Raw genomic sequence first — 24,581 nt, 5'->3', positions numbered from 1 at the left:
GCTCACCGCAGAACGTCGGCTGAGAAGGGCGGGCATCGCTCCTCAGCGGATGCCCCCCTCTCTCAGCTGATGTTCTGCGGCCGGGTCAGCCGCGGGGGGTGGCTCGGCGGAGGATCAGGGCGCCGAGGACCGCGGACAGGACCGTCGGGACGAGCAGCAGCGCGAAGGCGCCGGTGAAGCCGATCGCCTCGAAGGCGAGCCAGACGGAGTCCCAGCTGTCGGTGAGGGTGACCAGGGCGATCAGGCCGACGATCAGCGCGCCGAGGGCGAGGAAGAAGACGGTCATCCCCGTGGCCCGCCAGCGGACGTAGACGGCGGCGACCGCCGAGCCGGCGAAGAAGAAGAAGAGGAACAGGCTGAACGTCGCGAACGCCTGGGCGAGCCAGGGCACGTCGGTGAACGGTCCGGCGCGGAACATGTAGCCGCCGAGCCCCCAGCCGTTCGTCGCCTGCTCGAGCGCGGACATCGTGGAGTAGAGGACGGTCCAGGCGGCGGACAGGCCGACGAAGGTCAGCGCCGTGCCGAGGGAGTAGTCGCGGCGGGTCGAGCCGTAGCCCAGCGCGAGGGCGAAGGTGACGTTCGTGGCCTGGATCGCGACGACCAGCATGTAGATGAAGATGAACGTCGTGCCGCCGGTGATCTGCACGCCGGAGTCGCCGCCGGCGGCCGGGACGCCGACCATCCGCAGGACGAGCAGCCAGATGATCAGGCTGCCGAGGAAGATCGCGCCGAGGATCAGCAGCGGGGTGACGAGCAGGGTCGCCGGGTTCGCGAGGTGCAGGCGGACGATGCTGAGCAGGCGGTGGCGCGCGACGGAGCGCTGCGGGGCGAGGGCGGTCATGATGCGGCCTTTCCGGTGGTCGGCTTTCCGGTGGTCAGCTGGACGACGAGCTGCTGGAGCGAGACGGGCTCGAGCTCGAGGCCGCGGTGGCGGGCCTCGTCGCGGTCGGCGGTGCCGAGGTGGGGGAGCGTCGCGGTGGCGAGGCCGCCGACTCCGCTGCGGGAGAGAACCTCGCGGCCCTCGGTGAAGGAGTCGACGGCGGCGCGGGCGCCCGTGACGGTGGCGGCCGAGCCGCGCAGCTCCTCCGTGTCGCTGTCGACGAGGAGGCGGCCGTCGTCGATGACGAGGACGTGCTCGAGGAGGCTGCTCACCTCGTCGATCAGGTGGGTGGAGAGGACGACGGTGCGCGGGTGCTCGGCGAAGTCGGCGAGCAGGCGGTCGTAGAAGAGCTGCCGGGCGACGGCGTCGAGGCCGAGGTAGGGCTCGTCGAAGAAGGTCAGCGGGGCGCGGGAGGCGAGGCCGACGATGACGCCGATCGCGGAGAGCTGGCCGCGGCTGAGCTTCTTGACGCGGCGCTCGAGCGGGAGGCGGAAGTCGACGATGAGCTCTTGGGCGAACTCCTCGTCCCAGCCCTCGAAGAACCAGCGGGCGCTGCGGAGGACGTGCTTGACCTTGAAGTCCTCGGGGTACTTCTGGCTCTCCTTGATGAAGCAGGTGCGGGAGAGGACGGCGGCGTTCTCGACGGGTGTCTGGCCGAAGACCCGGATGCTGCCGGTGCTGGCGAACTCCTGCCCGGTGAGCAGGGACATCAGGGTGGTCTTGCCGGCGCCGTTGCGGCCGAGGAGGCCGTGGATCCGGTTCTCCTCGAGGGCGAAGCTGACGTCGGAGACGGCGTGCATGCTGCCGTAGTGCTTGCTGAGGCCGTCGACCTCGATGACCGCGCTCATCGCGATCCTCCTTCGGTGTCGGTGATCATGGCGGTGAGCTGCTCGCGGGTGAGGCCGAGCTTGGCGGCCTCCGCGAGGAGCGGTGCGACGAACTGGTCGCGGAACTGCGTGCGGCGCTTCTCGACCAGCCGGCCGCGGGCGCCCTCGGCGACGAACATGCCGATCCCCCTCTTCTTGTACAGGACGCCCTCGTCGACGAGCAGGTTCACGCCCTTGCCGGCCGTGGCCGGGTTGATGCGGTGGAACGCGGCGAACTCGTTCGTCGACGGGACCTGGTCCTCCTCGGGCAGCGCGCCCGCGATGATGTCGTTCTCGATCTGCTCGGCGATCTGCAGGAAGATCGGGCGGGAGTCGTCCATGGGGCTCCTTCCCTCGGTTCGGCTGCTGCGGTGTATTGGTTCGTTGGTGCAGTAACTAACCAACCATGTGGCTCGTGCCGTGTCAAGAGCGACGGCTCCCGGCGATCGGTACACTGGACGGCACCGGCCTCTGTAGCTCAATGGAAGAGCGACTCCGTCCTAAGGAGCAGGTTGGGGGTTCGAGTCCCTCCAGGGGCACCACCACTAAAGGCGCTCTGATCAGGAAAAACTGCTGATTGACGCGTCTCCCGATTTGGGCGGTGTGCCGAACCGTGTGCCTAAGCGCCCGCCATGATGGCTGCAAGCCGGTCGACGGCGTCTCTTTGCATCGTCTCGGTGACGTGAGAGTAGACGGACATCGTGATCGAGATGTCGCTGTGGCCCAGGCGCTCCTGCACCACCTTCGGGTGAATACCCGCGCCGAGGAGCAGCGTTGCGTGAGTGTGCCGCAGCCCATGAAGCCCCATGACCGGAAGCGCCTCGTCGCCCAAGCGGCGTCGAGCTGCGGCCACCCTCACCGACCACCGCATCGTTGCGCGGTTCGGGTTGATCACGTCTCCCGAATCGTTGCCGAAAATGAAGGCGTCTCCTCTGGCCAGATCGAGAGAGATGGACCCGCGCAGCCCCTTCCAGGCGCGAAGGGCATCAGTGACGGAGGAGTCGACGTCGACGACCCTCGCGCTGCCGCTCTTCGTGCTCTTGACCGTGCCGATGTTGATCGTGTCCGCGGCTCGACGGATCGAGATGCGGTTGCGTGCCTGGTCGACGTCTGCCCACTTGAGGGCGAGCGCCTCGCTGCGCCTCATCCCTGTCTGAGCGAGCACTAGCCAATAGGTGAAGTGCTCATCGCCGTAGACGTCGCGGTCCCACTCGAGGTACCGCTTGAGCTGCTCGGCTGACCAGGTGACCATCTCGGGTGCCTGCTCGCGGACTTGCTTCCCTGTAGGCGCCTTGACCAGACGCGTTCTACGCGCCGGGTTTGACGCGAGCAGGCCGTCGTCGATCGCCGCATCGAGGATGGAGCCGAGGATGACGTGGGCCTTGCGGATGGTGTTCGCGGAGATAGGTCCTCCCGCTGCGCCTCCTGATCGAGCAAGCTCGGCGTAGTGGCGCGAGAGGCGGCTCGGGGTGATCTTGTCGAGCTTCGACGTACCAAGCTGAGGCTCGATGTAGAGACGGAAGAGACGTCGGTAGCCGGCGACAGTGGATGGAGCGAGACGAAGGCTATCAAGCCACTCGAGCCCGAACGACGCGAGTGATATTCCTCCCGCTGCGGTCGAACGGACGTGGTTCTTGAGCTTGAGGAGTGCGTCACGAAGACCGTCGTCGGCTTCGTCTGCGGTCCTGTAACCGCCCTTGCTGACGCGCCGTAGCTCCCCATCGGGCTCGGACGCGTTGACCGGCTCGTAGATCTGCCAGCGCCAACGCTTCCCGGCTTTCGTGGCGTACGAGTAGATCGCGCCTCGTCCTCGTCGGCGAGCTCGCTTCTCAGCCACGGCGGTTCGCGGGCGTTGCGGGGGGAAGGTACCCGTGCTTGCGTGCCCGAGCGATCCAGCGCTGAGCGGACGGAAGTGGTGCCCCATTCAGCTCGGCGAGTCGACGGGCGACATTTCCCGTCCCGGTGGGGCGCTCGATCTCCATGTACTGGCGGGCAACCAGTGCAGCGAAGCGATCCGTAGCGCTAGCGGGCGGAAGAGGATCAAGCGGCGATCCAGCTGGCGAGCCGGCGAGCGCGATGCCGATCCGCATCTTGATCTGCCCCTCGATCTCGTGCCGGTTGAACGCCGCGTTCAGGGCCGCCACCGGAATCGCCCGGAGGTCTGAGCCGGTGATGTCCCTGGACCCCTCGAAGGGCAGGATCACCGAGGTGATGCGCATTGGCTCTCCGAGCTCGAGGTAGTTCTGCAGCCGGAGGATCACGAGGGAGTCGGTGTCCTCGTTCTGGATCTCGACCCAGCTGTGACCCATGACCCACATCGATCGGCGTGACCTCGGATACGGGCCGCCTCTGTCGAAACGGGTGTCCTCCTCCTCGAGGTCGTCGTAGGTGAGCTGCGAGCCAATCCGTCTCCACCGCCGTACTACAGGGAATAGCCGACTACTGCTCTGCCATCGGTATCGAGGCCACCACCCGCGACCGTGTGAACTCTGCCCTGGCCGTGACCGCCTGAACGGTGCTTGTGACGCCCCTTCGTTACTCCTTCGGGAGCGGCGAGGGGGCGTCTCTTTGGTTCGACGCTACGGCTTCCGCTCGAAGCTCCAGAATCACGGCGTCGAGTAGGGCGAGAACATCGCCAGCCGTCAAGAAGTCCCACAGCCTGATGCCGTTGTGGTCAGGCGTGATGATCAGGTGATCGAATTGGGCCGTTCCCTTCCAGTGGTCAATTGTGAAGGTTTCACCGTGGGCTACGGCATTGCGAAGGTGTCGCACGAATTCGAACAGAGGCCGCGTACTCAAACCGGACTCTTTCAGTCGATGGCCCATGGTCAGGCACATAAGTGAAGCCCAGGAGTGCATGATCGCTTCGCTGACCGCGTCGATGCCCGGTCCCGGCTCGAAGTATTTGTCGAGCACGATCCAATGCTCGGAGCCATCTGACCGCACGTTCATCATGGACGTTCCCTCAGTCGGCAGACCTATTAGGTGCATAATTTGGTCTCTGCTCTCGTGGGCAGCGAGCATCACCCCGCCGGTCGTCGAGTAGACATAGCTGTATCGCATCAGCTCGAGCTCGTCGGCGATCTTGCTCGGCTCGTTCATGCAGCTCCTTCGTAAACCGCGTGGTTTGCGCCCGAAATCTAGGCCAGTGTCTCGGTTCGATGCGGAGTCTCGCCGAGCCTGAGATGCATGCGGAAGCGTACATCTCCGACTCGGAGCGTTTGACGGCTCGCGGTACGGCAACGTCCGCATCGACTTCCGCAGACTCGCCCCACGCTGGCGCACTGCTCCAATTCCATCACGTACGGAAGCAAAACCGTCGCGCCGATCGTGCAGCTCAACGGGCCGATGTGCTCCTACAATCCGTCGAACCTCCGCGGTTCATGTTCTCGAGCAGGCGAGTAGCGGCCGTCAACCTCCACCTGTAAGCGCTGCCTGCCGAGCTGCAGCAGTCCGATCCATGTCGGCGACCTCGCCGGCGTTTCTCCTGTCGGCAGCAGAGACGGAGGGGGCAACTAGGGAAGCGGCCACCGCCACGACCACGGCGATCACCTGGACCTGGTTTGAGGCTTCGGTTGGGGGTCATGCCGTGACTGTAGAGCTGTCTCGATGGAATCGACGATCGTCCGCGCGCGATCCGTTCGCGAAGCGAGTTCTCGTCGCTTACCATCTGTTCGCCCTCATGAACTGCCCAAGTGTCCCTAGAACAGCTACATAAGAGAGCTTCCGGCAACAGGCGGAGGGTCCGAGGATGTCCGTCAGTCTTGGCCTGCCCACTAGTCTGACGGCAGCATCGTGGATCTGGGGGGCGAATGTCGCAGAGTAAGTGGCTGGCTGCAGGGGTGTGCGCCGTGGGCGGCGTGCTGTTTATCGTCCTTGCGCTCGGCGCATCAAACTATTCACATCGGGGCCTGTCCGCTTACTTCGCGGTCGTCTTCGCCGTTGCAGGACTCTTCTACTTTGAGTTCCGCTTCCGCGAACGGACCCGTACTCAGAAGTCAGAGTTCGAAGAACCCGGTTACGAGGCGGCCGGTGGAGATAGCCTCGATGAATGGGTCTCAGAAGAAGGAATCCATCGCATAAGTTCTGAGCAACTTGACCTTTTCATCGGTTGCGCTATCGACCCCGTTACCTACTTCCTCCGCATCTCCGAATTGGTTTCACCAAGTCACTCATCGATCATCGTCGAATCGACCTTTTCGGTACGGGTGGAGCAATACGATCAGACACTGATCGGTGCGGAAGTGCCAAAATTGACTCCTACTACCGCGTCCGAAGTTTCGCCAGACGGCGCCACCTCTGCTGAGGCGGAACCTACCTCGCCAGCGCCGGCCGGCGACTTGGTAATTCCCCTGCAATTCCCGCCACGGGGGCTGCTACTGAATGGGTTCAGGGCCTTTGGGCCGGGCGATAAGCGCCTCTCGACGCTCGCTTACGACGACGTCATGGTATTTGAAATGGCAGTTCTTCGAGCGCTAGCTTTCAACTTCTCAAAATCCTTCTTTACGGAGTACACAACGAGTATTGAGCCGCGAGTTGCGGATCTGCTCTCTGCTCCTGAGGGACGCAAAGCAGGAGAGGTCGCTCCACTTCTACAACACATCGCCGCTCGGTCCCGGGACCATGCTCCGAAGGTGGAGGCGGCCGATGAGCATGTCAGAACGCTGATCGACGTGCTGGAACGAGTTGCTCTTTCGCACCCTGTGTGCGTTCCATTTCCCGTTGAAGAGGCAAAAAAGCTGCGGTGGCCGGACGCTGTTCGCTTCAAGCTTGAACAGCGCGTAGTTAGGCCAATTGACGCCGATGTTCGTAACGAAAAGTCGGAGCGAAAAGCTAAGATCCTGAACTTCATATCGCGTCGGCTTGAGCATATTCGCCTGACTTTCGGGGTTCGGCCGGGTCGGATTTATTTCGAGATCGGTAATTCGCGTCTTACGCGGAGCTACCACTTGCAGATCGAAGGCGCACCCGGCACGTTCCTGGCGTCTCCCGGCATCTATGGCAAGCGCGAAGAGATTGCAAAGATGAAGGGTGAGATTAGCCCTGTATCTGGGCAACGTCGTATGCATGCTTACTTCCGAGCGCCAGTGCCAGAGAAGAAGGCGCCGCTTGCCGCGATCACTGACTATGAGCGTCCCTCGCCGCCCCCTCGCATCGTTCTGGCCGCCAACTTCGAGGAGCGGTCGCCAGGATCGCTAGCTGCGCCCACCTTCGCAGCCTTCGCGGCTTTCATCGTGATCGCGGCGATCACGCTTCGGCATGTCCTGACTCTCGATGACTCGTCCCTCGGAGACACGGGAGACCTTCCGCTGATCGGGTTGCTGCTCGCCGTCCCCGTTGCAGTGGCAGCGATGACAGGTTTTGAGGCCGGACGCGAAAATCGTCGCCCGAGCATGACAGCGAGGCTCGTGCCGCTGGCGACAGTGACCTTGGCGCTGTTCGGCGTTTTCCTGGTCATCGACCAGGCACGAAGCGTTAAGCTGGACGGGTTCGACCCAGATCAGAGCTGGTTGGCCATGTCGGCCGCAGCGGCCGTCAACTTCGCCGTTGCTGCTGGAAGTTGGCTAGGACGGGTGCGGCACGAGCACCATCTGACGATGAGGTCGGGGAAGAGAGATCTAGCGTGAGTGACGCTTTCAGTGGCGAGCCGACGAACGGTACCGCCCCTGCTGGACAGGCCGAGGACTCAAGTGGTCAGTGGTGGCACGGGAGCATCTTCCGGGCCGGGACCGTGGTCGAGAATCTGTCTGTTCCGATTGGGACCGGCTACAGCTCCTACAGCAGGAGGCGCCTGAGCGAGGCGACGAAGGCCGCTTACGCACCCCGGCGCCGAAAAAGTTCGTACTGACTCGTCCCTCGACGGTTGGTACGCCACAGGTGATCGATGTCGTCTGCTGAATGTACGCGCCATCGATCCGATCGCGGTGCAGGGGTTCGTCCCGAGCGCGCACGAGCGACGTGTCAGTAGCTGCGCGTTGTGTGCCCATCGGTTCTCCGCGGGCTCGAAGCCGCGAGCTCCATGAGAGCGCTCGTGCAAACGTCGAGCGGAAAGCCGCGGCGGGGTCCGATTGTCACGTCGGTGGTCCCGTGCAGGATCGCGCCATGTCGCACCACTGGACCCCGCCGTCGATGGTTTCGAGGTCCGTGGTGGCGCGTGAGTGGCGGATGGCGGACAAGCGCGAGGATCTCGGCTGGATCAGGCTCGTCACCTATCAGGGCCGCGACACGTACGTCTGCGTGACTCGAGGCGAGTGGGTCGTTGGTGGCGGGGACACGCTGCGCGACGCGGCAGAAGCGTTCCTCGCTTGGAAGCGCGGGCGCCCGTAGACATGGCGGCCCCTGCTTCACGGCAGGGACCAGGCGCGCGAAGCAAGGTGACTGACGGTAGCAGCGAGGCCGTCTGCTGACACCTAGCTGCGATGCCCCTTCGCGAAACGTCTGAGGGCGTCCAGCTTCGGCAAGTCCATCCAAAGTCGGATGCCTGCCTCGCCAGGAGCTGCCCCGGCGACCAGGTAGGCGGGGGCGCCCATGCTGTCGAGAACGGGCGCCATCGATCCTGCTCGTGCGGAGCTGACGTAGCCAACTGCGCGGACGCCGTCGTGCACTGCGATGGCGTTCGGGTCGTGCCGGTTACTGGGCTCGCGAATCAGGGCATAGGTAGTTCCACCCACGTCGAGGCGCTGAGCGTCCGGGACAACGTAATCGGTGCCTTTGATGCGGGTGCGGAAGCTCTCGAGCTCGCGGAGGTCGACAGAACCGTGAGGGAAGACGCGCGTCGCTGAAGGGGCGGCTGACGACCGCCCGGAAGCGGTGTGAGAAGCCGCGCCTCGCGGACGTGAACTGGAGCCCAGCGAAGTCGCCGTCTCCTTCGCTTTGCCCTCGACGCGCTGCTGCTTCTCACGCCGCTCGCGAGCTACCTGATCATGAAGGGCCAAGTACTTCTTGCCGGGCGGGAGAACCCACTTCGCGACGATGACGACTACGACGACGAGGACGACGAGCAACACCCACTCCATGAGGTGAGTGTGTCGTGCCGACGTTGCGTGCACCAGGGCCAGTTTTGCCCCACCGTGGCGACCACGAGCCGAGCAGATCGGGAGGAGTGCTGCGTCAGCTCCGGGTGCGATCGGAACGGCCTTCGCCGAGGTCAATGTGACTAGTGGCTCGGTCGCTGAGCAGGCCCAGACCGATCACGAACAGGATGCCGGCGCCGTACCCATCGACAGGGTGCAGCGTGACGATCGACCGCACCAGGAAGACGATGGCGAGTGCGACGACGAGGTCGCCGGCCGCGAGGGTTAGTGCGTCGATACGCCCGCTCGTCTTGCTCACCTAACGATGGTAGTTCGACCGTCGAGCCCTCCGGTTGGAGACCCCCTCGCGGTGTAGCAAGCTGTCCACCTACCGGCGGTAAGTCTGCTCGGCCGGTTCGCAGCAAGCTGTCGACTTAGGTCCCCTAAGTCTGGATCGTCTGCGCGGAGCAAGCTATAGACATACCCGGGGTAAGTCAGCTCGGTCCCCTTCGACGTCCGTCGTCGGGTTCGGTTGCACCTGGGCTGAGCGGTCGTAGGGCGGCGCCGTCGGCGGAGATGCGCTGACGGTCATCGAGGTGGTTCGATTGCGTCATGCTTCCGCAGCAGCGCGCAGGACAACGTTGGGCGTACCGCGAGGCCGCAGGTAGGCCTCTCGCTGAGGTCGAAGTCCTCGCCACTGGCGTCGATCCTCAGAAACCGCGAGTCAAGATCGCGTTCCAAGAGGACGCCCACGAGGGGCGCGTCGAATGGGTGCCCGCGGGACGCCTCAAGGTCCCGTGGAGTGATCGAGAGAGGTTCCTCGAAGAGGAGCGCCGGTGGGATGACGTGCAGGCAGACGGTCGCCCAATCTATGAAGAGCGCGAAGCGGCGTGGACCGTCTTCTTCACCATCTGCCCCGACCTGATGGACCTCTACTACAACGGTGCGATGGGTATCGGCGTGATCACCGACGTCGACAGGCTCGCAGCCATAGCCGGCATCGGCGCCGACGAGATCAGGGCCAGCGAGGGCAGCTTCGTCGAAGGTGGGCGCACGCACATCCGATGGTTCCTGACCCGCGACATAACCCGCCGACTCGCGCACCGACACCCGACAGTCGTGCTCGATCTCGTGCAGCGCGACAACCGGGGCGACGAAGCGAAGTACCTCAAGTGGGCGGAGGACGCTGAGGCGTACTGGCAGCCACTGGAGGAGACAGTCCAGATCTATCGGGACCGCGTTGCTGACCTGAAGAAGGACCGCGAGATCCTGAAGCTCTGGACGGGCGAGAGTGAGAACTACGAGCACCAGGCCCGTGCGCAGCTCGAAGCAGACTTCCTCCACCTGGCCGAGCTCGCACAGCAGGCCGCCATTTCGCTCCGCTACCAGAGGACCAAGAAGGCAGGCAGGCTCGCTGACGACATCGAGCGCGCGATCCGGCGCGAGCGCTCTGGCTGAGCGGCCGCAATCCCAGGTGGCGCGTCTCGTGGTGTGCTGAACCGTGTGCTGCCGACAGTGTTTGTTGGTGTAGCGGAACGTTGCTCGAGGTCACGGCGACCGAGCGATCAGCCCTAAATAGCGCTCCTCTGGGCATCACTGGGTATGGCGGTGCTGGTGGCAGCGAGAGAGTTCGAGTCCCTCCAGGGGCACCAGTTCTCGCACCGCCGTCGGGCGCACGCGACCGTGTCGCGCAGCCGTCGTATTGAGGCGGCCGCTGCGGCGTCCTGCGGCGGCGGAATGGGCGCGCGGCCGGCGACGTTGCTCCGAGGGTGACGATGGAATCCGCGGTGCTCGACGACGTGCTGGAGTCGCTCGAGGGGACGCTCGGGGCCACCCGGCGGGCGGTGCTCGCCGCGGGTGGGCGGATGGTGCTCGACGCGGACGTCGTCGCGCTGGTCTACGTGGTCGCGGGCGAGACGACGGTGCTCGCGCCCGAGGCGCCCGCCGGCGCACTCGACGCGGGTCGGGCGATGATGCTCGCGGCGGACGAGACGGGCCGCGCCCTGGACGTGGTCGCGGGGGCGGCGTCGCTGCCGCGGACGCTCCTCGCGGGGGACGCGCTGCTGACGCTCGGACGGCGGGCCGCGACGCTGCTGTCGGTGTCGGGTGCGCGGCTGACGGTGATCGAGCTGCACCTGGACGACCGGGCCTGCCTGCGGGTGCTGCCGGGGCTGGTGGTCGCGAACGGGTTCGCCCGGCTCGAGCCGGCGGCCGCGGCTCTCGCGGCGCAGCTCGAGCCGACCTGCACCGCGTCGGCGCGGTCGGGCGATCACACGATCTGCCGGCTGATGGTCCGGACGGTGCTGCTGTCCGTCGTCCGCGCGTGGGCCAGCGGGGAGGCAAGCGGTGCTGCGTCGTCAACGGGAGACGTCTTCCTCGACCGGGTCGTCGCCGCAGTGAGCAGCGAACCGGGGCGGGACTGGACGGTGGACCGGCTCGCCGGTGTCGCCGCGATGTCGCGGACGGTGCTGACGGAGCGGTTCCGCGCGGCGTTCGGGCGGTCGCCGGCGGGGTTCGTCGCCGAGGTGCGGATGCGTCGGGCGAAGGAGCTGCTGGAGGCGGGGCGGAGCGTGTCGGAGGTGTCCCGTGAGCTCGGGTACTCCTCCGACGACGGCTTCAGCCGGGCGTTCCGCCGGCAGGTCGGCGTCGTGCCGTCGCTGTGGCGATCGACGCGACGCGCGTCCTGAGGGGGGCGGCCTGAGCGGTCAGGCGCGGCGGCGGTTCGAGGCGCCGAAGAGGGCGGCGCCGACGAGGAGCAGGACGGCGCCGATCGCGTAGTCGGCCTCGACGCCGACCTGGTCGACGAGCACGCCGCCGACGCCCGCGGCGACGACGATCGCGGCCTGGAAGCCGGCGACGACGAGGCTGCCGCCTGCCTCGAGGCGATCGGTCATCCGGTGGCCGACCCAGGCGTTGACGATGATCAGCCAGGAGGCGAAGAAGAAGCCCCAGACGAAGACGGCCACCGCGATCGCGGCGACGGAGCCGGGGAGCAGCAGGACGCCTCCGACGGCCACGGCGATCGCCACCGGTGCGACCACGCCGAAGACGGCGAAGGTGCGGTCGATGACCGAGCCGATGACGATGTTGCCGAGCAGCCCGCCCGCGCCGAAGACCGCTAGCAGCGCGACGACGGTCGCCGCATCGATGCCCTCGGTGCGCTCGAGGGCGAGGCGGATGTAGGTGTAGGCGAGGAAGTGGCCGAGCACGACGAGGACGTGACCGGCGAAGCCCTGGGTCACGCCGCGGCGGCGGACCGTGTCGAGGAGGACGCCGAGGCCGGCGGCCGGTGCCGCGGTGACGCTCGGCAGCAGGAGGCGCAGAGGCACGGCGAGCAGCGCGGTGAGGACGCCGATCAGGACGAACGCCGCCCGCCAGTCGACGACCTCGCTGAGGATCACGCCGAGCGGGACCCCGGCGACGGTCGCGAGCGACAGCCCCGCGCTCGTGAACATCGTGGCGCGACCCACGCGGTCCGGGCCGGCGATGCGCGCGGCGACCGTGAGCGACATCGACCAGAACGCGCTGATGGCGGCTCCGAGCAGCAGGCGCGAGAGCAGCACCAGGGGAAGGGTCGGCGCGATGCCGGCCAGGACGCCCGAGGCGCCCGCGGCGACGGCCGTGCCGATCATCAGAGTGCGGCGGTCGAGCCGGGGGAGGAGCAGGCCGACGGTCGGGGCGACGAGGAGGCCGACGAGGGCCGTCACGGTGACGGTCTGACCCGCCTGGCCGGGCGTGACGCCGAGTCCGTCCGCCATCTCGGTGAGGACGCCGTTCGGCAGGAACTCGGCGGTGACGAGCAGGAAGCTCAGGAGCATCAGCGCGATCAGCGGCGCGACGGGGAGCCGGCCCGCGGTGGGCTCGGGACGGACGAGGGGGACGGACGCGGTCGAGGGCATGCGGCCAGCCTGACGGACCGGCGCGCACGGGGCCCGACCGGACGGCCGCCGGAACCGACCGATCGGCCGGGGACGGGGCGACGGGCAGTTCGTGCCAGCACGCCGGTGTGAGGAACACTCGCTTACCCTCGTCGGAGCAGCGGTGGAGGGCAGGGCTGCCGTCGGTGCCGGATCGAGGGGGAAGGGGTCCCGGGCGGATGAGCGATCGGAGTCCCTCTCCTGCCTGCGGACGGCGATGGGCGGCAGCGCGAACTCCGATCGTCGGGATCGCCGTTCTCGCCTTCGCCGTCTTCTCCGCCTACTCGCTCTCGCGGGCCGACCAGCTGCTCACCGCGGGCTACGACCTCGGCATCTTCGATCAGGCGATCCGGGCGTACTCGCGGTTCGAGCCGCCGCTCTCGCCGTTGAAGGGCGACGACTACGTCCTGCTCGGCGACCACTTCCATCCGATCCTCGTGCTGCTCGCTCCGCTCTACTGGATCTGGGACGACGGGCGGGTGCTGCTCGTGGCGCAGGCTGCTCTGGTCGCCGGATCCTCCGTGTTCGTCTGGCGTGTGGCGCGGTGGAGAGCGGGGGTGGTGGCGAGCGGCCTGCTGGTCGTCGGGTTCCTCCTCGGCCGGCCGCTGCAGGCGTTGATCGATTTCGATGTCCACGAGATCGCCTTCGCCGTGCCGGTGCTCGCCTGGGCGATCGCTGCGCTCGACAGTGGGAGCGACCGGCAGCTCGTCGGGGCCGCGATGCTCCTCCTCCTGATCCGCGAGGACATGGGCACGGTGGTGCTCGTCCTCGGGCTTCTCCGAGCGGCGCGGAGACCTCGGACGCTCGGAGTGGCGCTCGCCGCTCTCGGGGCGGCAGCCTTCGCGCTGATCGTCCTGGTGGTGATCCCCGCGATCGGAGGCCGCGGATACGCCTACTGGGATTACGGAGCGCTCGGTGTCGATGCGGGCGGCGTCGTCCGGACCGTGCTCACCCGGCCGTGGGTCGCGGTCGGGCTGTTCTTCGCCCCGATGGTGAAGACGGTGACGCTCCTGGGTCTGCTCGCACCGCTCCTGCTGCTTCCGCTGCTCTCGCCGGTGTCACTCCTCGCGCTGCCCCTGCTGGCAGAGCGGTTCCTCTCCGACCGGTCTGCGCTCTGGACGAGCGGGTTCCACTACGACGCGCCGGTCTGGATCGTGCTGGTCCTCGGCGCGATCGACGGTGGGGGCCGGGTTCTTCAGCGAGTGCGCTCCTCCGGGTACCGCGCGAGAGCGTTGCTGCTCGTCGGAGTGCTGGTCTGCGCCGTCCCCGTGGTCGGGACGGCTGTGTGCCGCGATACCGCGGCCTTCCCGCTGGCGCGGATGATCACCGGGGACGCGTGGTCGAGGAGTCGGCACATGATGGACCAGGCCGCGGCGATCGACCGCGTGCCGGCGGGCACGTGCGTCGCGGCCGACGATCGTCTCGTGCCGGCTCTGACGCGGACCAACCGGGTGTCGCTGCCCGGTGTACTCCGGCGGCCCCCGGACTTCCTGCTCCTGGATCTGAGTCAGGAGGAGGCGGGGACCGTGCGCGGTCTGGAGCTGCGGACGACGGTGATCCGCGAGGACGCCCTGGCGGACGGGTATCGCGTCGTCGCACGGTTCGGTGAGGTGGAGGTCCTCGAGTCGCCCACATACAGGGGTCCGTCCGATGAGTGCGCACGCTGAGAGTGCTCGAGCAGGTCGGCTCAGCGCAGCGCCTCGCCGTGGAACTCCGCGCGGTACTCCGAGGGGCTGGTGCCGTTGACGGCGCGGAACTGGCGGGAGAAGTAGAAGGCGTCGGAGTAGCCGACGGCGCGGGCGATGTCGGCGATCGGGACGTCGGTGGTGATCAGGAGCTCGCGGGCGCGGGCGCTGCGCAGGCGCTTGACGTACTCGACGGCGCTCATGCCGGCGGCCTTCTTGAAGAGGGCGGAGAAGTGCGACGTGCTCATGCCTGCGAGGGCGGCCAGCTCGGTGATGCTCGTGGGGGAGTCCAGGTGCTCGCGGAGGTGGTCCTGGGCGATGCGGATCCGGTCGCCGGACTCGAGGGTGCCGCGGGCGCGGTCGGAGGCGAGCTGCGCGAGGAGGTTCCAGGCGGCCCCGCTCGCGGCGTAGAGGCTCGAGTCGGTCTCGTCGCGCTCGAGGGCGGCGACGGCGTGCTCGATCAGGGTCTTCGCCGAGAAGGCGTCGCGCGCGGTGACGACGGGGGACGTCCGCTCGTCGACGACCGCCGACACCAGGGCGTCGACGTCGGCGCCGGCGACGTGCAGCCACCAGATCGACCACGGGTCGGTGAAGTCGGCCCAGTACTGATGCGGGGTGCCCGCGGTGATGATCGCGACCTCGCCGGGGTCGACGGGGACGGTCGAGTCGGCGATCCGGACCCAGCCGCGGCCGGCGGTGCAGAGGATCACGACGGTCTCCCGAGTGCCCTGCGAGCGGCTCCGGCCGTGGGCGGCGGCGTGCGGGAAGTGTCCAGCATCCGTCACCAGCAGTCGCTCGGTGATCGGGGCCGCGAGCGCCTCGGCCACCCGCGGTTTCGGGAGGACACGGAGCCGCTGGCCGAGGAAGCCGTCGGGGATCAGCATGCCGACGAGTGTAGGACAGGTCGGAGAATCGTCCAGCTAATGGCGTTCAACGGTTCATTGGTCGGCGCTGGTCGCGTGCTTAGGCTGGCGCCATGCTCACAGCGGAGTACCCCTCGTCCCCCTACCGGCCGGTGCCGCTCGCGGACCATCTCCCCGAGCGCCTGACGATCACCCTCTGGGACTTCTCCTGGTACGTGCGCAGCGGTCCCGGCGAGCCGTTCGCGGATCTCGACGCGGCCTTCGCCGGCGCGACCGAACGGGGGTACAACACAATCCGGATCTGCGCGATGCCGTTCCTGCTCTTCGGCTCCGGCCTCGACACCCGGGAACTCCGGCTCGGCCCGCTCGGCGGCGGCTACGCGCAGCGGGTGCGCTGGTACGACGTCGCCGAGCCGACCGTGCTCGACGGCCGCGCCCACCTCCTCGCCCTGTTCGCGGCGGCGAAGCGGCACGGCATTTTCGTCATCGTCTCGTCCTGGGAGTACCAGCAGTCCTCCTCCTTCGCCCTCGAGCGCGACTGGTTCGACGCGCTGATGGCGGTGCCGCCCGAGGAGCGGGCCGAGCGGCTCGCGGAGGCGCAGGCCGCGCTCGTCGGCTTCCTCGCTGAGCACGACCTCGACGACCGGGTCGCCTTCGTCGAGCTGCACAACGAGGTGCAGGCCGGGCACCTCACCGAGGGGCTCGACTACGACCGCGCCGACCTCGATGCGGCGACACTCGCCCTCAGCCCGCGCCTCACCCGCGCCATCGACCGGTTCCACGAGCTGACCGAGGGCGTCCCGTGCTCCGTCAACTACGCGCACGTGCCCGTCGGCGGGATGCGCGGGATCCCGTGGAACTCGGACGTGCTCGTCCTGCACCCCTACATCTACGGAGTGCTGAACGAGTTCATCGCCGACTTCGCGCTGCGCAGCCCGATCGAGGAGTTCCAGCAGGATTTGGCCGCCGCGACCTTCCTGCTCGAGGGGGCGCCGCCGATCGCCGAGTGGACGCTCCCCGCCGAGGACCGGTGGAAGCTGACCGCGACGATCGTCGGCAAGGGCGAGATCTACGCGCACGACTGGGGCGACGCCGAGCAGATCGACCGCTACCTCTACGAGCGCTACGGGGCGCACCACCTCGTGATGCAGGCGACCCTGCGGATGTGGATCGCCGTCGCCGCCGACCACGCCGCCCTCCGCGGCGTGCCCCTCGTCTTCGGGGAGGGCTGGGTGGGCTACACGCCGCTCGAGGGCCGCTTCGAGGAGGGGCCGATCGGTGCCGAGTACTGCCGGCTCGCGATGCGCGAGTCGCGACGGGTCGGCGCCCGCGGCTCGATCGTCTGCTCGAACGGCGCTCCCCAGCACACGATGTGGGACGACATCGCCCTGCAGCGCGAGTGCAACGCGATCTTCGCCGCGCCCGCGTAGGCGGACCGCACCACCGCATCACCCCCGCACCACAGCACGACCCCCGCATCACGGAGTCAAGGAGGACACCATGACCGACAACCAGCGATTCCCGAACCTCACCCGACGAGGCTTCCTCTACGGCGCGACCGCGCTCGGCAGCACCGCACTGCTCACCGGCTGCATGGGCGGTGGCGGAAGCGGCGGCGGCGCGGGCGGCGGCGGGATCGTCCTGCAGTCCTCGCTCTCCGACCCGGCTCCGAAGGCGGCGCTCGAGGCGCTGGTGAAGAGCTACTCGAGCGGCTCCGTCACCCTCAACACCGTGGCGATCGAGCAGTTCCGCGCGCAGCTCTCCACCTACCTGACCTCGGGCAACCCGCCGGACGTGCTCACCTGGTACGCCGGCTCCGTGGCCCGCGACTACGCCGCGCAGGACCTGCTGCTCGATCTCTCCGATCTGTGGACGGGCGACGGCGCCGCGGCCGGCTACTCCGCCGCGCTCAAGGACCTCTCGACCGACGCGAGCGGCAAGCAGATCTTCCTGCCGACGAACTACTACTGGTGGGGCGTCTTCTACCGCAAGTCGGCGTTCGAGGAGTGGGGCGTGGAGGTGCCGACCACCTGGGACGACTTCATGGCGCTCTGCGAGACGCTGCAGGGCCAGGGGATCGTGCCGCTCTCGAACGGCATCGGTTCGACGCCGTGGATGGCGTCCGGCTGGTTCGACATCCTCAATCTCCGGGTGAACGGCGCGGATTACCACAAGGAGCTCCTGGCCGGGAAGTCGTCGTTCGACTCCACCGAGGTGAAGAACGTGATGAAGTACTACGCCGACATCGTGCCGTTCATGGATCCGAACGCCCCCTCCTACGCCTGGCAGGATGCGGTCACGCCGCTGGTGCAGAAGAAGAACGCGATGTACCTCGTCGGCGCGTTCATCAGCCAGAACATGCCGGAGGGCGAGGGCGACGACCTCGACTTCTTCTCGGTGCCGGTGATCGACGCGAGCATCCCGACCGCGGAGGAGGCGCCGACCGACGGCTACTTCGCCAGCGCGAAGACGAAGGACGCGGAGGGCACCAAGGCGTTCCTCTCCTATCTCGCGGGGGCCGAGAGCCAGTCCGCCTACATCGCGGCCTCGCAGTCGTCGAACCTGCCGACCTCGCCCGACGTCGACACCACCGCCTTCTCGCCGCTGGTGCAGAAGGGCGTCGCGCTGCTGGCCGGGACCGAGCAGATCACGCAGTTCTTCAACCGCGACTCCTCCGACGACCTGCAGACGACGGCCGACACCGCGCTGACCAAGTTCATCGCGCAGCCGGGCGACGTCGACAGCATCCTGAAGGAGTGGCAGACGGCCGCCGACAAGGTCTTCAACCCGTGACCGGGACGACCAGGGCGGCCGCCGTGGAGCGGCCGCCCGCCCCGGCGCCGGCCGGACCGCCGGAGCCGCCCGGGCGGCCGATGGTCCGCTCGGGGAAGGGGCGCCGGATCACCCGGGTGCCCGCGGTGGTCTGGCTCTTCCTGCTCATCCCGCTCGCGATCGAGCTGGCCTGGGTGTTCTGGCCGGCGATCAACTCCTTCTACCTCTCGCTCACCCGGTGGAACGGGATCGGCGACCCGGAGTTCATCGGCTTCGACAACTTCACCGACCTCGGCTCGGATCCGATCTTCGCGACCGCGCTGGTCAACAACGTCATCTGGGTGGTCGGCTTCGGCGGGCTCTCCGTGGCGATCGGACTCGCGCTGGCCGTGGCGCTGAACAAGCCGCGGCGCGGGGTCGGGATCTACCGCAGCGCGATCTACCTTCCGATGGTGTTCTCGCTGGCGGTGACCGGCCTGTTCTGGCGGGTGATCTACCAGCCGGACGGTGTCGTCAACACCTTCCTCGGCGGGATCGGCCTGGGCGACCTCGAGCGGCAGTGGCTCGCGGACCCGACGCTCGCGCTCTACGCGGTGCTCGTCGCCGCGGTCTGGCGGCAGTGCGGCTACATCATGGTGCTCTACCTGGCGGGGCTGAAGGGCGTGGATCCGAGCCTCGAGGAGGCGGCGCAGGTGGACGGCGCCTCGCGGACGCAGCGGTTCTGGCGGATCGTGATGCCGCAGCTGAAGGGCGTCAACGGCGTGGTCTTCGCGGTCACCGTGATCGACTCGCTGCGCACCTTCGACATCGTCTGGGCGATGACCCGCGGCGGGCCGTACAACTCGACGCAGCTGCTCTCGACCTACATGTTCCAGGAGAGCTTCACCGTGCTGAACCTCGGCTACGGCTCCGCGATCGCGGTCATCATCTTCCTGCTCGCGATCGTCTTCATCATCACGTACCTCGTGCGCGCCACGAAGGAGGAGGACTGAGATGGCCGTCATCGCTCCGGTCGCGCCCGGCCTCGCCGCGCCGACCCTCCCGCGCCGCCGCGTGAAGGGCTCGTGGATCTTCCACGCGATCATGGCGCCGGTCGCGCTGCTCTGGGTGCTGCCGATGCTGTTCGTGCTCTTCGTGGCCGTCCGCAGCTTCGACGACATCACGGGCAACGGGCTCGGCGCCCTGCCCTCGACCTTCACCCTCGACGGCTTCGTCACGGTGTTCACCGCCGGGCTCGTCGGCGAGGCGCTGGTGAACAGCCTGATAGTCACGGTGTTCACCGTGCTGCTCTCGCTGCTGCTGGCCTCCTGGGCGGCGTTCGCGCTCAGCCGGTTCCACATCCCGTTCCGCCGGGGGATCCTGCTGCTGATGCTGGCGGGCAACCTGCTGCCGCCGCAGATCCTGCTGATCCCGGTCTCGCGGATCACCGAGAGCCTCGGCATCTACGACACGCTCTTCGCGCTGATCGTGGTGCAGGTCGGCTTCGGGCTCGGCTTCTACACCTTCGTGCTGCACGGGTTCATGCGCTCGATCCCGGCCGAGATCTTCGAGGCGGCGCAGGTCGACGGCGCGGGGGTGCTCCGCACCTACTGGCGGATCCTGCTGCCGCTGTGCCGGCCGTCGCTCGCGGCGCTCGGTGCGCTCGCGACCACCTGGATCTGGAACGACCTGATCTGGGCGGTGACGGTGCTGCGGACCGAGACGAACTTCCCGATCACGGCCGCGCTGCTCAACATCCAGGGCGGCTACGTGAGCCAGTGGAACGTCGTGGCCTCGGGGGCCGTCGTGGCGGCGATCCCGACCGCGATCGTGTTCTTCGCGTTCCAGAAGCAGTTCGTGTCCGGGCTGATGGTGGGCTCGAGCAAGTAGACGGGTGACGGAGGGGGAGGGCCGGCTGCTCGCAGCCGGCCCTCCCCCTCCGTCGTGCGCGCCGCGGTCAGTCGCGGTGGAAGAGCAGCAGCGACGGCAGGCTCGTCGCGAAGTAGTCGGTCGAGCCGTCCTCGAGAGTGGCCTGCGGGGCGTCGAAGAGCGGGCGCGCCTCGCCGAGGGTCGCCGGGGGAGTCGCGGTGTCGAGTCCGAGCGCCGTCCGCGCCGCGTCCCAGGCCGCGAGCGTGCGGCCCTCGCCGCCCTCCCAGGGCTGGAAGCGGCGCGATTCGAGGAGCGAGAGCGCCTCCTGCGCTCGGCCCGCGGCGCTCAGGAGCTCGGCGTACTCGACGGTGAGGTCGTCGCGGGAGAGCACGAGCTCGCGGGCGGCCTCGAGCCGGGCGAGGCGGTCGGCCGGGGCGTGGCCGAGGCGGGCGGCGAGCTGGTCGAGCTCGTAGAGCAGGCGCGCGTCGCGCGGGGCGAGTTCGCGGGCGCGGAGGTAGGACGCCCACGCCGCGTCGTCGTCGGCCTCGTCGTTGTAGGCGGCGAGGCCGGCGTTGCGGTGGGTGACCGCGTCGGTGCTTCCGTCGCCGATCGCGCGCCGCCAGTGCGCGGCGGCCTCGGCACGTCGCCCGGTGTCGTAGAGGAGCATCCCGAGCAGCGCGCGCGCGACGGTGTCGCCGGGATCGGCGGTGACGGCCGCGGTCAGCGCGTCGTGCGCGTCGAGGCCGGCCGGGAAGGCGCGGGTGAGATCGAGTGCGCGGGTGTCGACGGCGGCGCCCTGGTGGGCGAGCAGGTACGCGGCGATCGGCGCGGCGTTGCGCGCTCCGGGTGCCCCGGCCGCTCCGAGCGCGACCGAGCGGAGCAGTCGCTCGGCCTCGCCGCGCTCGCCGAAGGAGGCGAGATCGAGCGCGACGTCGATCCGCTCGAGCGCCTCGGCCGGGTCGGACCCGGTGAGGGTCCGGGCGAGCTGGTCGAGCGGATCGAGGCGCAGGGTCGCGCGGAGCAGCTCCGCGGCCTCGTCGCCCCGGCCGAGCGCCCGCAGGCAGACCGCCTCGAGCGCGCGGGCCCGGAGGTCGTCGGTGTCGAGGCGGCGGGAGGTCCGGAGGTCGTCCAGGGCCGCGGAGTGGTCACCGGCGGCGGCCGAGAGCCGCGCGCTCTCGAACAGGGCGGCGTGCGCCCACTTCCCGTCCCACGCGGCCTTGCCGAAGGCGGCGGCAGCCTCGGTCGTGCGCCCGAGCCGGCGCAGGATCAGCCCGCGCAGGTAGAAGGCCTCGGTGTCGGCCGGGTTGCCGTTGCGGGCGGTGAGGCGCCGGATCGCCGCGTCGGCGTGGGCGAGCGCGTCGGTGTACTCGCCGCGGCGGTAGGCGTGGTCGGCGAGGGCGAGGTGCACGCGCGCGTCACCGGGATCGCGGCGGAGCGCCTCCTCCCAGTACGGCAGCGGGGAGCGGGTCGGGTGCCGGTACTGCGCGAGGTGGACGCCGACGAGGTACAGCTCGTCGATCGAGGCGGTCTCCGCGGGCGTTGGCGGCTCGGTCGCGACCTCGGGCTCGGTGTCGTCGAACTCCGCCGGCACCTCGTAGGCGAGCACGACCGTGCCCTGAGCGACGACCGTGACGCCGAGGCCCTCCGGGCCGGTGCGGGTCGTCGGCAGATCGGCGAGGAGCGGCTGCCCGGGCGCGAGGTCGAGCGTCCACTCCTGCAGCACGGCGCCGTCGGCGTGCAGGGCGACCGTCGCCTCCGGGAAGCGGCGCGTCGTCGCGACGCCGAGCGCGATCGATCCGGCCTCGACGTCCAGGTGCACGGCCGCGTCGCGGGTCGCCTGGTGCGCCACTCCGATGCCGCTGATCGGGTACCAGTACTGCGAGAACGTCTTGGTCTCGCCGGGCATCAGCCAGGAGAAGTCGGGCTGGTTGTCGGTGTAGACGCCGGCCATCAGCTCGACGTAGGGGCCGTCGGCGTCGGTGAGCTGCGCGTCCCAGGCGTGGCCGAACGGGGCGTCGCCCCAGGTCCACTGCTTCTTCCCCGGGGCGAAGCGGCGGTCGGCCCAGTGCACGAAGCCGGCGCCGGCGCGGTGGTCGTAGCCGCCGAAGAAGGAGTCGTCGGTGCCGACGACCATGTACGAGGTGGGGACGGGGATGTTGCGGTACCAGTCGATGCGGTCGGCGGGCGGTCCGTCTGCGGGCGGACCGTCGCCGCGCTCGGCCGCGAGGGCGGGGTAGTCGACGCCGTAGTAGGGGCGGTCGGCGGCGGGGAACGCGGTGATCGCGCGGCGCGCGTGGTCGGCGACGTAGCGGACGTCGCGCGGGAAGAACGACTGGTAGTCGTCGTGCACCCGCGCCGCGACGTTCGCCCACCAGAGGAAGGTGTGCCGCTCGCTGGTGCGGTTGTGCAGGCGCACGTCGAGCTCGACGAGGCTCGAGCCCGGGCGCAGGCGCACACCGTGCAGCCCCTTCATCCGGCTGAACGGGTCGTGGTCGCTGCACCAGACGACGACCGAGCCGTCGTCGGCGCGCTCGAGGCTCCAGGCCGTCGGCAGGTAGGTGCCGGGGCGGTGGTGCTGCGGCCAGTTGAACTCGACGCCGCCGCTGATCCACGGGCCGGCCAGGCCGACGAGCGCCGGCTTGATGACGGTGTTGCGGTAGAAGAAGTCGTAGCCGGTGGTCTTGTCGTAGCCGGAGTAGATCCGGCCGCCGAGCTCGGGCAGGACGACGACCTGGACGAACTCGTTCTCGAGGACGACGACGCGCCACGCCTGGTCGACGGCCTCGGAGGCGATCCGGTCGATGAAGGGGAGCGGGTACACCCGGCCGCTCGAGCCCTGGTAGACGCGGCGGTCGAGGAACATCGGCAGCCGCACCGGCTCCTCGGGTGTGTACGTCGGCAGGGTCAGCGTCGCCTCCCACACCGCCGCTCCGCCCCGGGCGAGGATCTCGGCCGCCGCACTCGGGGGCGTGATGAGCTGCGAGGCTTCTGCGATGACTGCCATGGCACGAGGCTACGGAGCGCTCGGCGCCGGGAGGAATGGGGGAACCGAGGGTCGACCTGGACGATCCGATGCGCGCCGTTCGGCCTCCGCGCGGTGGCTGCTGCTTCTCGGCCGGCGGACCTGAACGAACCCGCTCACTCGGCGACGATGCCCCAGCGGTGCTCGGACCGCTCGCCCGGCGCCAGCCAGCGGAGCCCCTCGCCGGAGTTGAGGGCGTCGGGCGGGGCCGTCATCGGCTCGATCGCGATCGCCGGTGGCTGCCGGTCGCGGTCGATGTAGAGCTGGAACACGGTGAAGGAGGCGTCGGCCCAGAGGACGGTCCGGCCGTGGCCGGGAGCGCTGAGGTCGGCGCGGACGGTGCCGTCGGGCTCCCGGTCGAGGGCGGTGAGGCTCGCATGCCAGGGCGCGTCCCGCTCGAGGACGCCCGCGCGGAGATCGAAGGGCGTGCCGTCGACCGGGTGGCGCTCGCCGGTGGGGAGGTGGCGCTCGTCGAGGACGAGGCGCTCGCGGGCGGGGAGGCGGATGCGCGGCTCGGCGGCGTCGCCGGCGCGGAGATAGGGGTGGACGCCGAGGGCGACCGGGGCACTCCGGTCCGACTCGTTGACGAGGACGTGGTGGGCGTCGATGCCGTCCGGGTGGAGCGCGTAGCGGACGCTGGTGGCGAGGGCGAAGGGGTAGCCGGGCGCGGAGTCGACGCGGGCGTGCAGGGTGACGCTGTCGGCGGTGCGCGCGCCGACGCGATAGCGCGTGGTCGCGAGGAGGCCGTGATTCGCCGAGTGCGTGGCCGGGTCGGTGATCGCGAGCTGTTGCGGCGCGCCGTCGAGCAGCCAGCGGCCGTCGCGGACGCGGTTGGGCCAGGGGACGAGCACGGCGCCGGCGGCCCCGGGCGGCTGCTCGCCGTCGGAGGGCTCGACGAGGGCGCGGCCGCGGACCTCGAGGGTGCGGATGCTCGCCGCGACCGGGTCGATCGACGCGCGGACGGAGCCGTCGGCGGTGGCGAGGACGATGCGGGTCACTCGGGGAGGATCGCCTCGAGCGCGGCGACGACGAGGTCGGGCCGGGACAGGAACGGGTGGTGACCGGTCGGCAGGTCGATCGAGCGGGTGGCGCGCTCGGCGTGGGAGCGCTGGAGGCCGACCGAGGTGCTGCGGTCCTCGGTGCAGACCAGGGAGGTGGAGTCGACGCCCTGCCAGCCGGCGGCGGAGGTGGGGGTGGTGAACGCGGCGAGCGACTGGGCGGTGACGCGCTCCCAGGCGGCGCGCTGCGTGCTCTCGTCGGCGTCCTGGAGGAAGCGGCGGCCGAACGAGGCGGCGTCGTAGCCCGACACGCGGAGCAGACCGTCGTCGCCGGGAGCGACCGAGACCGGGTCGGACTCGCCACTCATGATGTCCCCCTGCGCCAGGCCGATCTCGGGCAGGTAGGAGGAGATGAGCACGAGGCGGGCGATCGCGGGGTGCGCGCCGGCCTCGGCGATGACCGTGCCGCCGTAGGAGTGGCCGACGACGATCGCCTCGTCGACCTCGTCGAGCGCGGACCGGAGGGCGGCCGCGTCCTCGACCAGTCCGCTGCCCGCCGGGGCGCTCGGATCCTCGCCGCAGGAGGGCAGGGCGACGGCACGGCTCGCGACGCCGGTGCGCTCGAGGAGCAGCTCGGCGGTGCGGTGCCACCACCAGTCGCCGTCGCGGACCAGGGCGCCGTGCACGAAGAGCAGTTCCATGGCAGGAGTCTGCCCG

General features: G+C 69.0%; 22 protein-coding genes and 1 tRNA gene. 10 read left to right on the top strand and 13 right to left on the bottom strand.

From position 1 onward, the window contains the following. Window positions 1-85: 85 nt before the first annotated feature. The 3 genes from GSU72_RS14440 to GSU72_RS14430 are packed head-to-tail and all read right to left on the bottom strand — an operon-like array spanning window position 86 to window position 2,087. A complete protein-coding gene (locus GSU72_RS14440) occupies window positions 86-841 on the bottom strand; it encodes an ABC transporter permease (RefSeq protein WP_159985687.1) in 756 nt (251 codons plus the stop codon). Further along, the gene (locus GSU72_RS14435; RefSeq protein ID WP_159985686.1) at window positions 838-1,728 is read right to left on the bottom strand and encodes an ABC transporter ATP-binding protein; all 891 of its coding nucleotides are present in this window, start codon (window positions 1,726-1,728) and stop codon (window positions 838-840) included. The genes GSU72_RS14440 and GSU72_RS14435 overlap by 4 nt, the downstream gene beginning before the upstream one ends. After that, window positions 1,725-2,087 carry a GntR family transcriptional regulator gene (locus GSU72_RS14430; RefSeq protein WP_159985685.1) on the bottom strand — a complete coding sequence of 121 codons (363 nt, stop codon included), beginning with the start codon at window positions 2,085-2,087 and terminating at the stop codon, window positions 1,725-1,727. Before GSU72_RS14430 ends, GSU72_RS14435 begins: the two co-directional genes overlap by 4 nt. A gap of 126 nt (window positions 2,088-2,213) precedes the next feature. Between GSU72_RS14430 and GSU72_RS14425 the strand changes: the two genes are divergently transcribed. Next, window positions 2,214-2,288 (top strand) — tRNA-Arg (locus tag GSU72_RS14425). A gap of 77 nt (window positions 2,289-2,365) precedes the next feature. Here GSU72_RS14425 and GSU72_RS14420 read toward each other — a convergent pair. The 3 genes from GSU72_RS14420 to GSU72_RS14410 form a co-directional block, all read right to left on the bottom strand. Beyond that, on the bottom strand, window positions 2,366-3,583 hold the full coding sequence (locus GSU72_RS14420) for a tyrosine-type recombinase/integrase (RefSeq protein ID WP_159985684.1): 1,218 nt from the start codon (window positions 3,581-3,583) through the stop codon (window positions 2,366-2,368). After that, window positions 3,576-4,055: a hypothetical protein gene (locus GSU72_RS14415; protein WP_159985683.1), complete on the bottom strand. Its 480-nt coding sequence runs from the start codon at window positions 4,053-4,055 to the stop codon at window positions 3,576-3,578. The genes GSU72_RS14420 and GSU72_RS14415 overlap by 8 nt, the downstream gene beginning before the upstream one ends. Before the next feature lie 226 nt (window positions 4,056-4,281). After that, on the bottom strand, window positions 4,282-4,848 hold the full coding sequence (locus GSU72_RS14410; protein WP_159985682.1) for a hypothetical protein: 567 nt from the start codon (window positions 4,846-4,848) through the stop codon (window positions 4,282-4,284). A 710-nt stretch (window positions 4,849-5,558) separates the two neighbouring features. Here GSU72_RS14410 and GSU72_RS14405 point away from each other — a divergent pair. Together GSU72_RS14405 and GSU72_RS14400 are read left to right on the top strand one after the other, a co-directional pair. Beyond that, window positions 5,559-7,373, top strand: a complete 1,815-nt coding sequence (locus GSU72_RS14405) for a hypothetical protein (protein ID WP_159985681.1) — start codon at window positions 5,559-5,561, stop codon at window positions 7,371-7,373. Between the two features lie 475 nt (window positions 7,374-7,848). Further along, complete coding sequence (locus tag GSU72_RS14400) at window positions 7,849-8,073, top strand: hypothetical protein (protein WP_159985680.1); 225 nt, start codon at window positions 7,849-7,851, stop codon at window positions 8,071-8,073. Window positions 8,074-8,156: 83 nt separating this feature from the next. Here GSU72_RS14400 and GSU72_RS14395 read toward each other — a convergent pair whose 3' ends face one another. Together GSU72_RS14395 and GSU72_RS14390 are read right to left on the bottom strand one after the other, a co-directional pair. Next, the gene (locus tag GSU72_RS14395) at window positions 8,157-8,762 is read right to left on the bottom strand and encodes an HIRAN domain-containing protein (protein WP_159985679.1); all 606 of its coding nucleotides are present in this window, start codon (window positions 8,760-8,762) and stop codon (window positions 8,157-8,159) included. A 94-nt stretch (window positions 8,763-8,856) separates the two neighbouring features. Beyond that, entirely contained in the window at window positions 8,857-9,078 is a 222-nt protein-coding gene (locus tag GSU72_RS14390) for a hypothetical protein (RefSeq protein ID WP_159985678.1), read from the bottom strand. Between the two features lie 293 nt (window positions 9,079-9,371). Between GSU72_RS14390 and GSU72_RS14385 the strand changes: the two genes are divergently transcribed. Together GSU72_RS14385 and GSU72_RS14380 are read left to right on the top strand one after the other, a co-directional pair. Continuing rightward, a complete protein-coding gene (locus tag GSU72_RS14385) occupies window positions 9,372-10,217 on the top strand; it encodes a hypothetical protein (RefSeq protein WP_159985677.1) in 846 nt (281 codons plus the stop codon). Between the two features lie 317 nt (window positions 10,218-10,534). Further along, on the top strand, window positions 10,535-11,446 hold the full coding sequence (locus tag GSU72_RS14380) for an AraC family transcriptional regulator (RefSeq protein ID WP_244256133.1): 912 nt from the start codon (window positions 10,535-10,537) through the stop codon (window positions 11,444-11,446). A gap of 18 nt (window positions 11,447-11,464) precedes the next feature. Here GSU72_RS14380 and GSU72_RS14375 read toward each other — a convergent pair whose 3' ends face one another. After that, window positions 11,465-12,658, bottom strand: a complete 1,194-nt coding sequence (locus GSU72_RS14375; RefSeq protein ID WP_159985675.1) for an MFS transporter — start codon at window positions 12,656-12,658, stop codon at window positions 11,465-11,467. Window positions 12,659-12,855: 197 nt separating this feature from the next. Here GSU72_RS14375 and GSU72_RS14370 point away from each other — a divergent pair, with 197 nt between their 5' ends. Beyond that, window positions 12,856-14,343 (top strand): DUF2079 domain-containing protein, encoded by a 1,488-nt coding sequence (locus GSU72_RS14370; protein ID WP_159985674.1) that lies wholly within the window; start codon window positions 12,856-12,858, stop codon window positions 14,341-14,343. Between the two features lie 20 nt (window positions 14,344-14,363). Here the strand turns inward: GSU72_RS14370 and GSU72_RS14365 are convergent, their stop codons facing one another. Next, entirely contained in the window at window positions 14,364-15,245 is an 882-nt protein-coding gene (locus GSU72_RS14365; RefSeq protein ID WP_244255830.1) for an AraC family transcriptional regulator, read from the bottom strand. A 92-nt stretch (window positions 15,246-15,337) separates the two neighbouring features. On the opposite strand from GSU72_RS14365, the gene GSU72_RS14360 reads away from it, so the two are divergent. From GSU72_RS14360 to GSU72_RS14345, 4 genes are all read left to right on the top strand, one after another. After that, window positions 15,338-16,654, top strand: a complete 1,317-nt coding sequence (locus tag GSU72_RS14360) for a cellulase-like family protein (protein ID WP_159985673.1) — start codon at window positions 15,338-15,340, stop codon at window positions 16,652-16,654. A gap of 70 nt (window positions 16,655-16,724) precedes the next feature. Continuing rightward, window positions 16,725-18,017: an ABC transporter substrate-binding protein gene (locus GSU72_RS14355; protein WP_159985672.1), complete on the top strand. Its 1,293-nt coding sequence runs from the start codon at window positions 16,725-16,727 to the stop codon at window positions 18,015-18,017. Then, the gene (locus GSU72_RS14350; protein ID WP_244255829.1) at window positions 18,014-18,988 is read left to right on the top strand and encodes a sugar ABC transporter permease; all 975 of its coding nucleotides are present in this window, start codon (window positions 18,014-18,016) and stop codon (window positions 18,986-18,988) included. The genes GSU72_RS14355 and GSU72_RS14350 overlap by 4 nt, the downstream gene beginning before the upstream one ends. 1 nt (window position 18,989) lies before the next feature. After that, window positions 18,990-19,865, top strand: a complete 876-nt coding sequence (locus GSU72_RS14345; RefSeq protein ID WP_208545063.1) for a carbohydrate ABC transporter permease — start codon at window positions 18,990-18,992, stop codon at window positions 19,863-19,865. 67 nt (window positions 19,866-19,932) lie between these two features. Here GSU72_RS14345 and GSU72_RS14340 read toward each other — a convergent pair whose 3' ends face one another. The 3 genes from GSU72_RS14340 to GSU72_RS14330 all read right to left on the bottom strand — a co-directional run bounded on the left by GSU72_RS14340 (window position 19,933) and on the right by GSU72_RS14330 (window position 24,565). Further along, window positions 19,933-22,848 (bottom strand): DUF5107 domain-containing protein, encoded by a 2,916-nt coding sequence (locus tag GSU72_RS14340; RefSeq protein ID WP_159985671.1) that lies wholly within the window; start codon window positions 22,846-22,848, stop codon window positions 19,933-19,935. Between the two features lie 134 nt (window positions 22,849-22,982). Next, a complete protein-coding gene (locus GSU72_RS14335) occupies window positions 22,983-23,864 on the bottom strand; it encodes a galactose mutarotase (RefSeq protein ID WP_159985670.1) in 882 nt (293 codons plus the stop codon). Beyond that, window positions 23,861-24,565, bottom strand: a complete 705-nt coding sequence (locus GSU72_RS14330) for an alpha/beta hydrolase (protein WP_159985669.1) — start codon at window positions 24,563-24,565, stop codon at window positions 23,861-23,863. Before GSU72_RS14330 ends, GSU72_RS14335 begins: the two co-directional genes overlap by 4 nt. Window positions 24,566-24,581: the final 16 nt, after the last annotated feature.

Source organism: Rathayibacter sp. VKM Ac-2760, from assembly GCF_009834185.1.
In the GTDB taxonomy this organism is placed as follows: Bacteria; Actinomycetota; Actinomycetes; order Actinomycetales; family Microbacteriaceae; genus Rathayibacter.
Note: the sequence above shows the minus strand (reverse complement) of the source record. Positions and strands in the feature narration are given on the sequence as shown.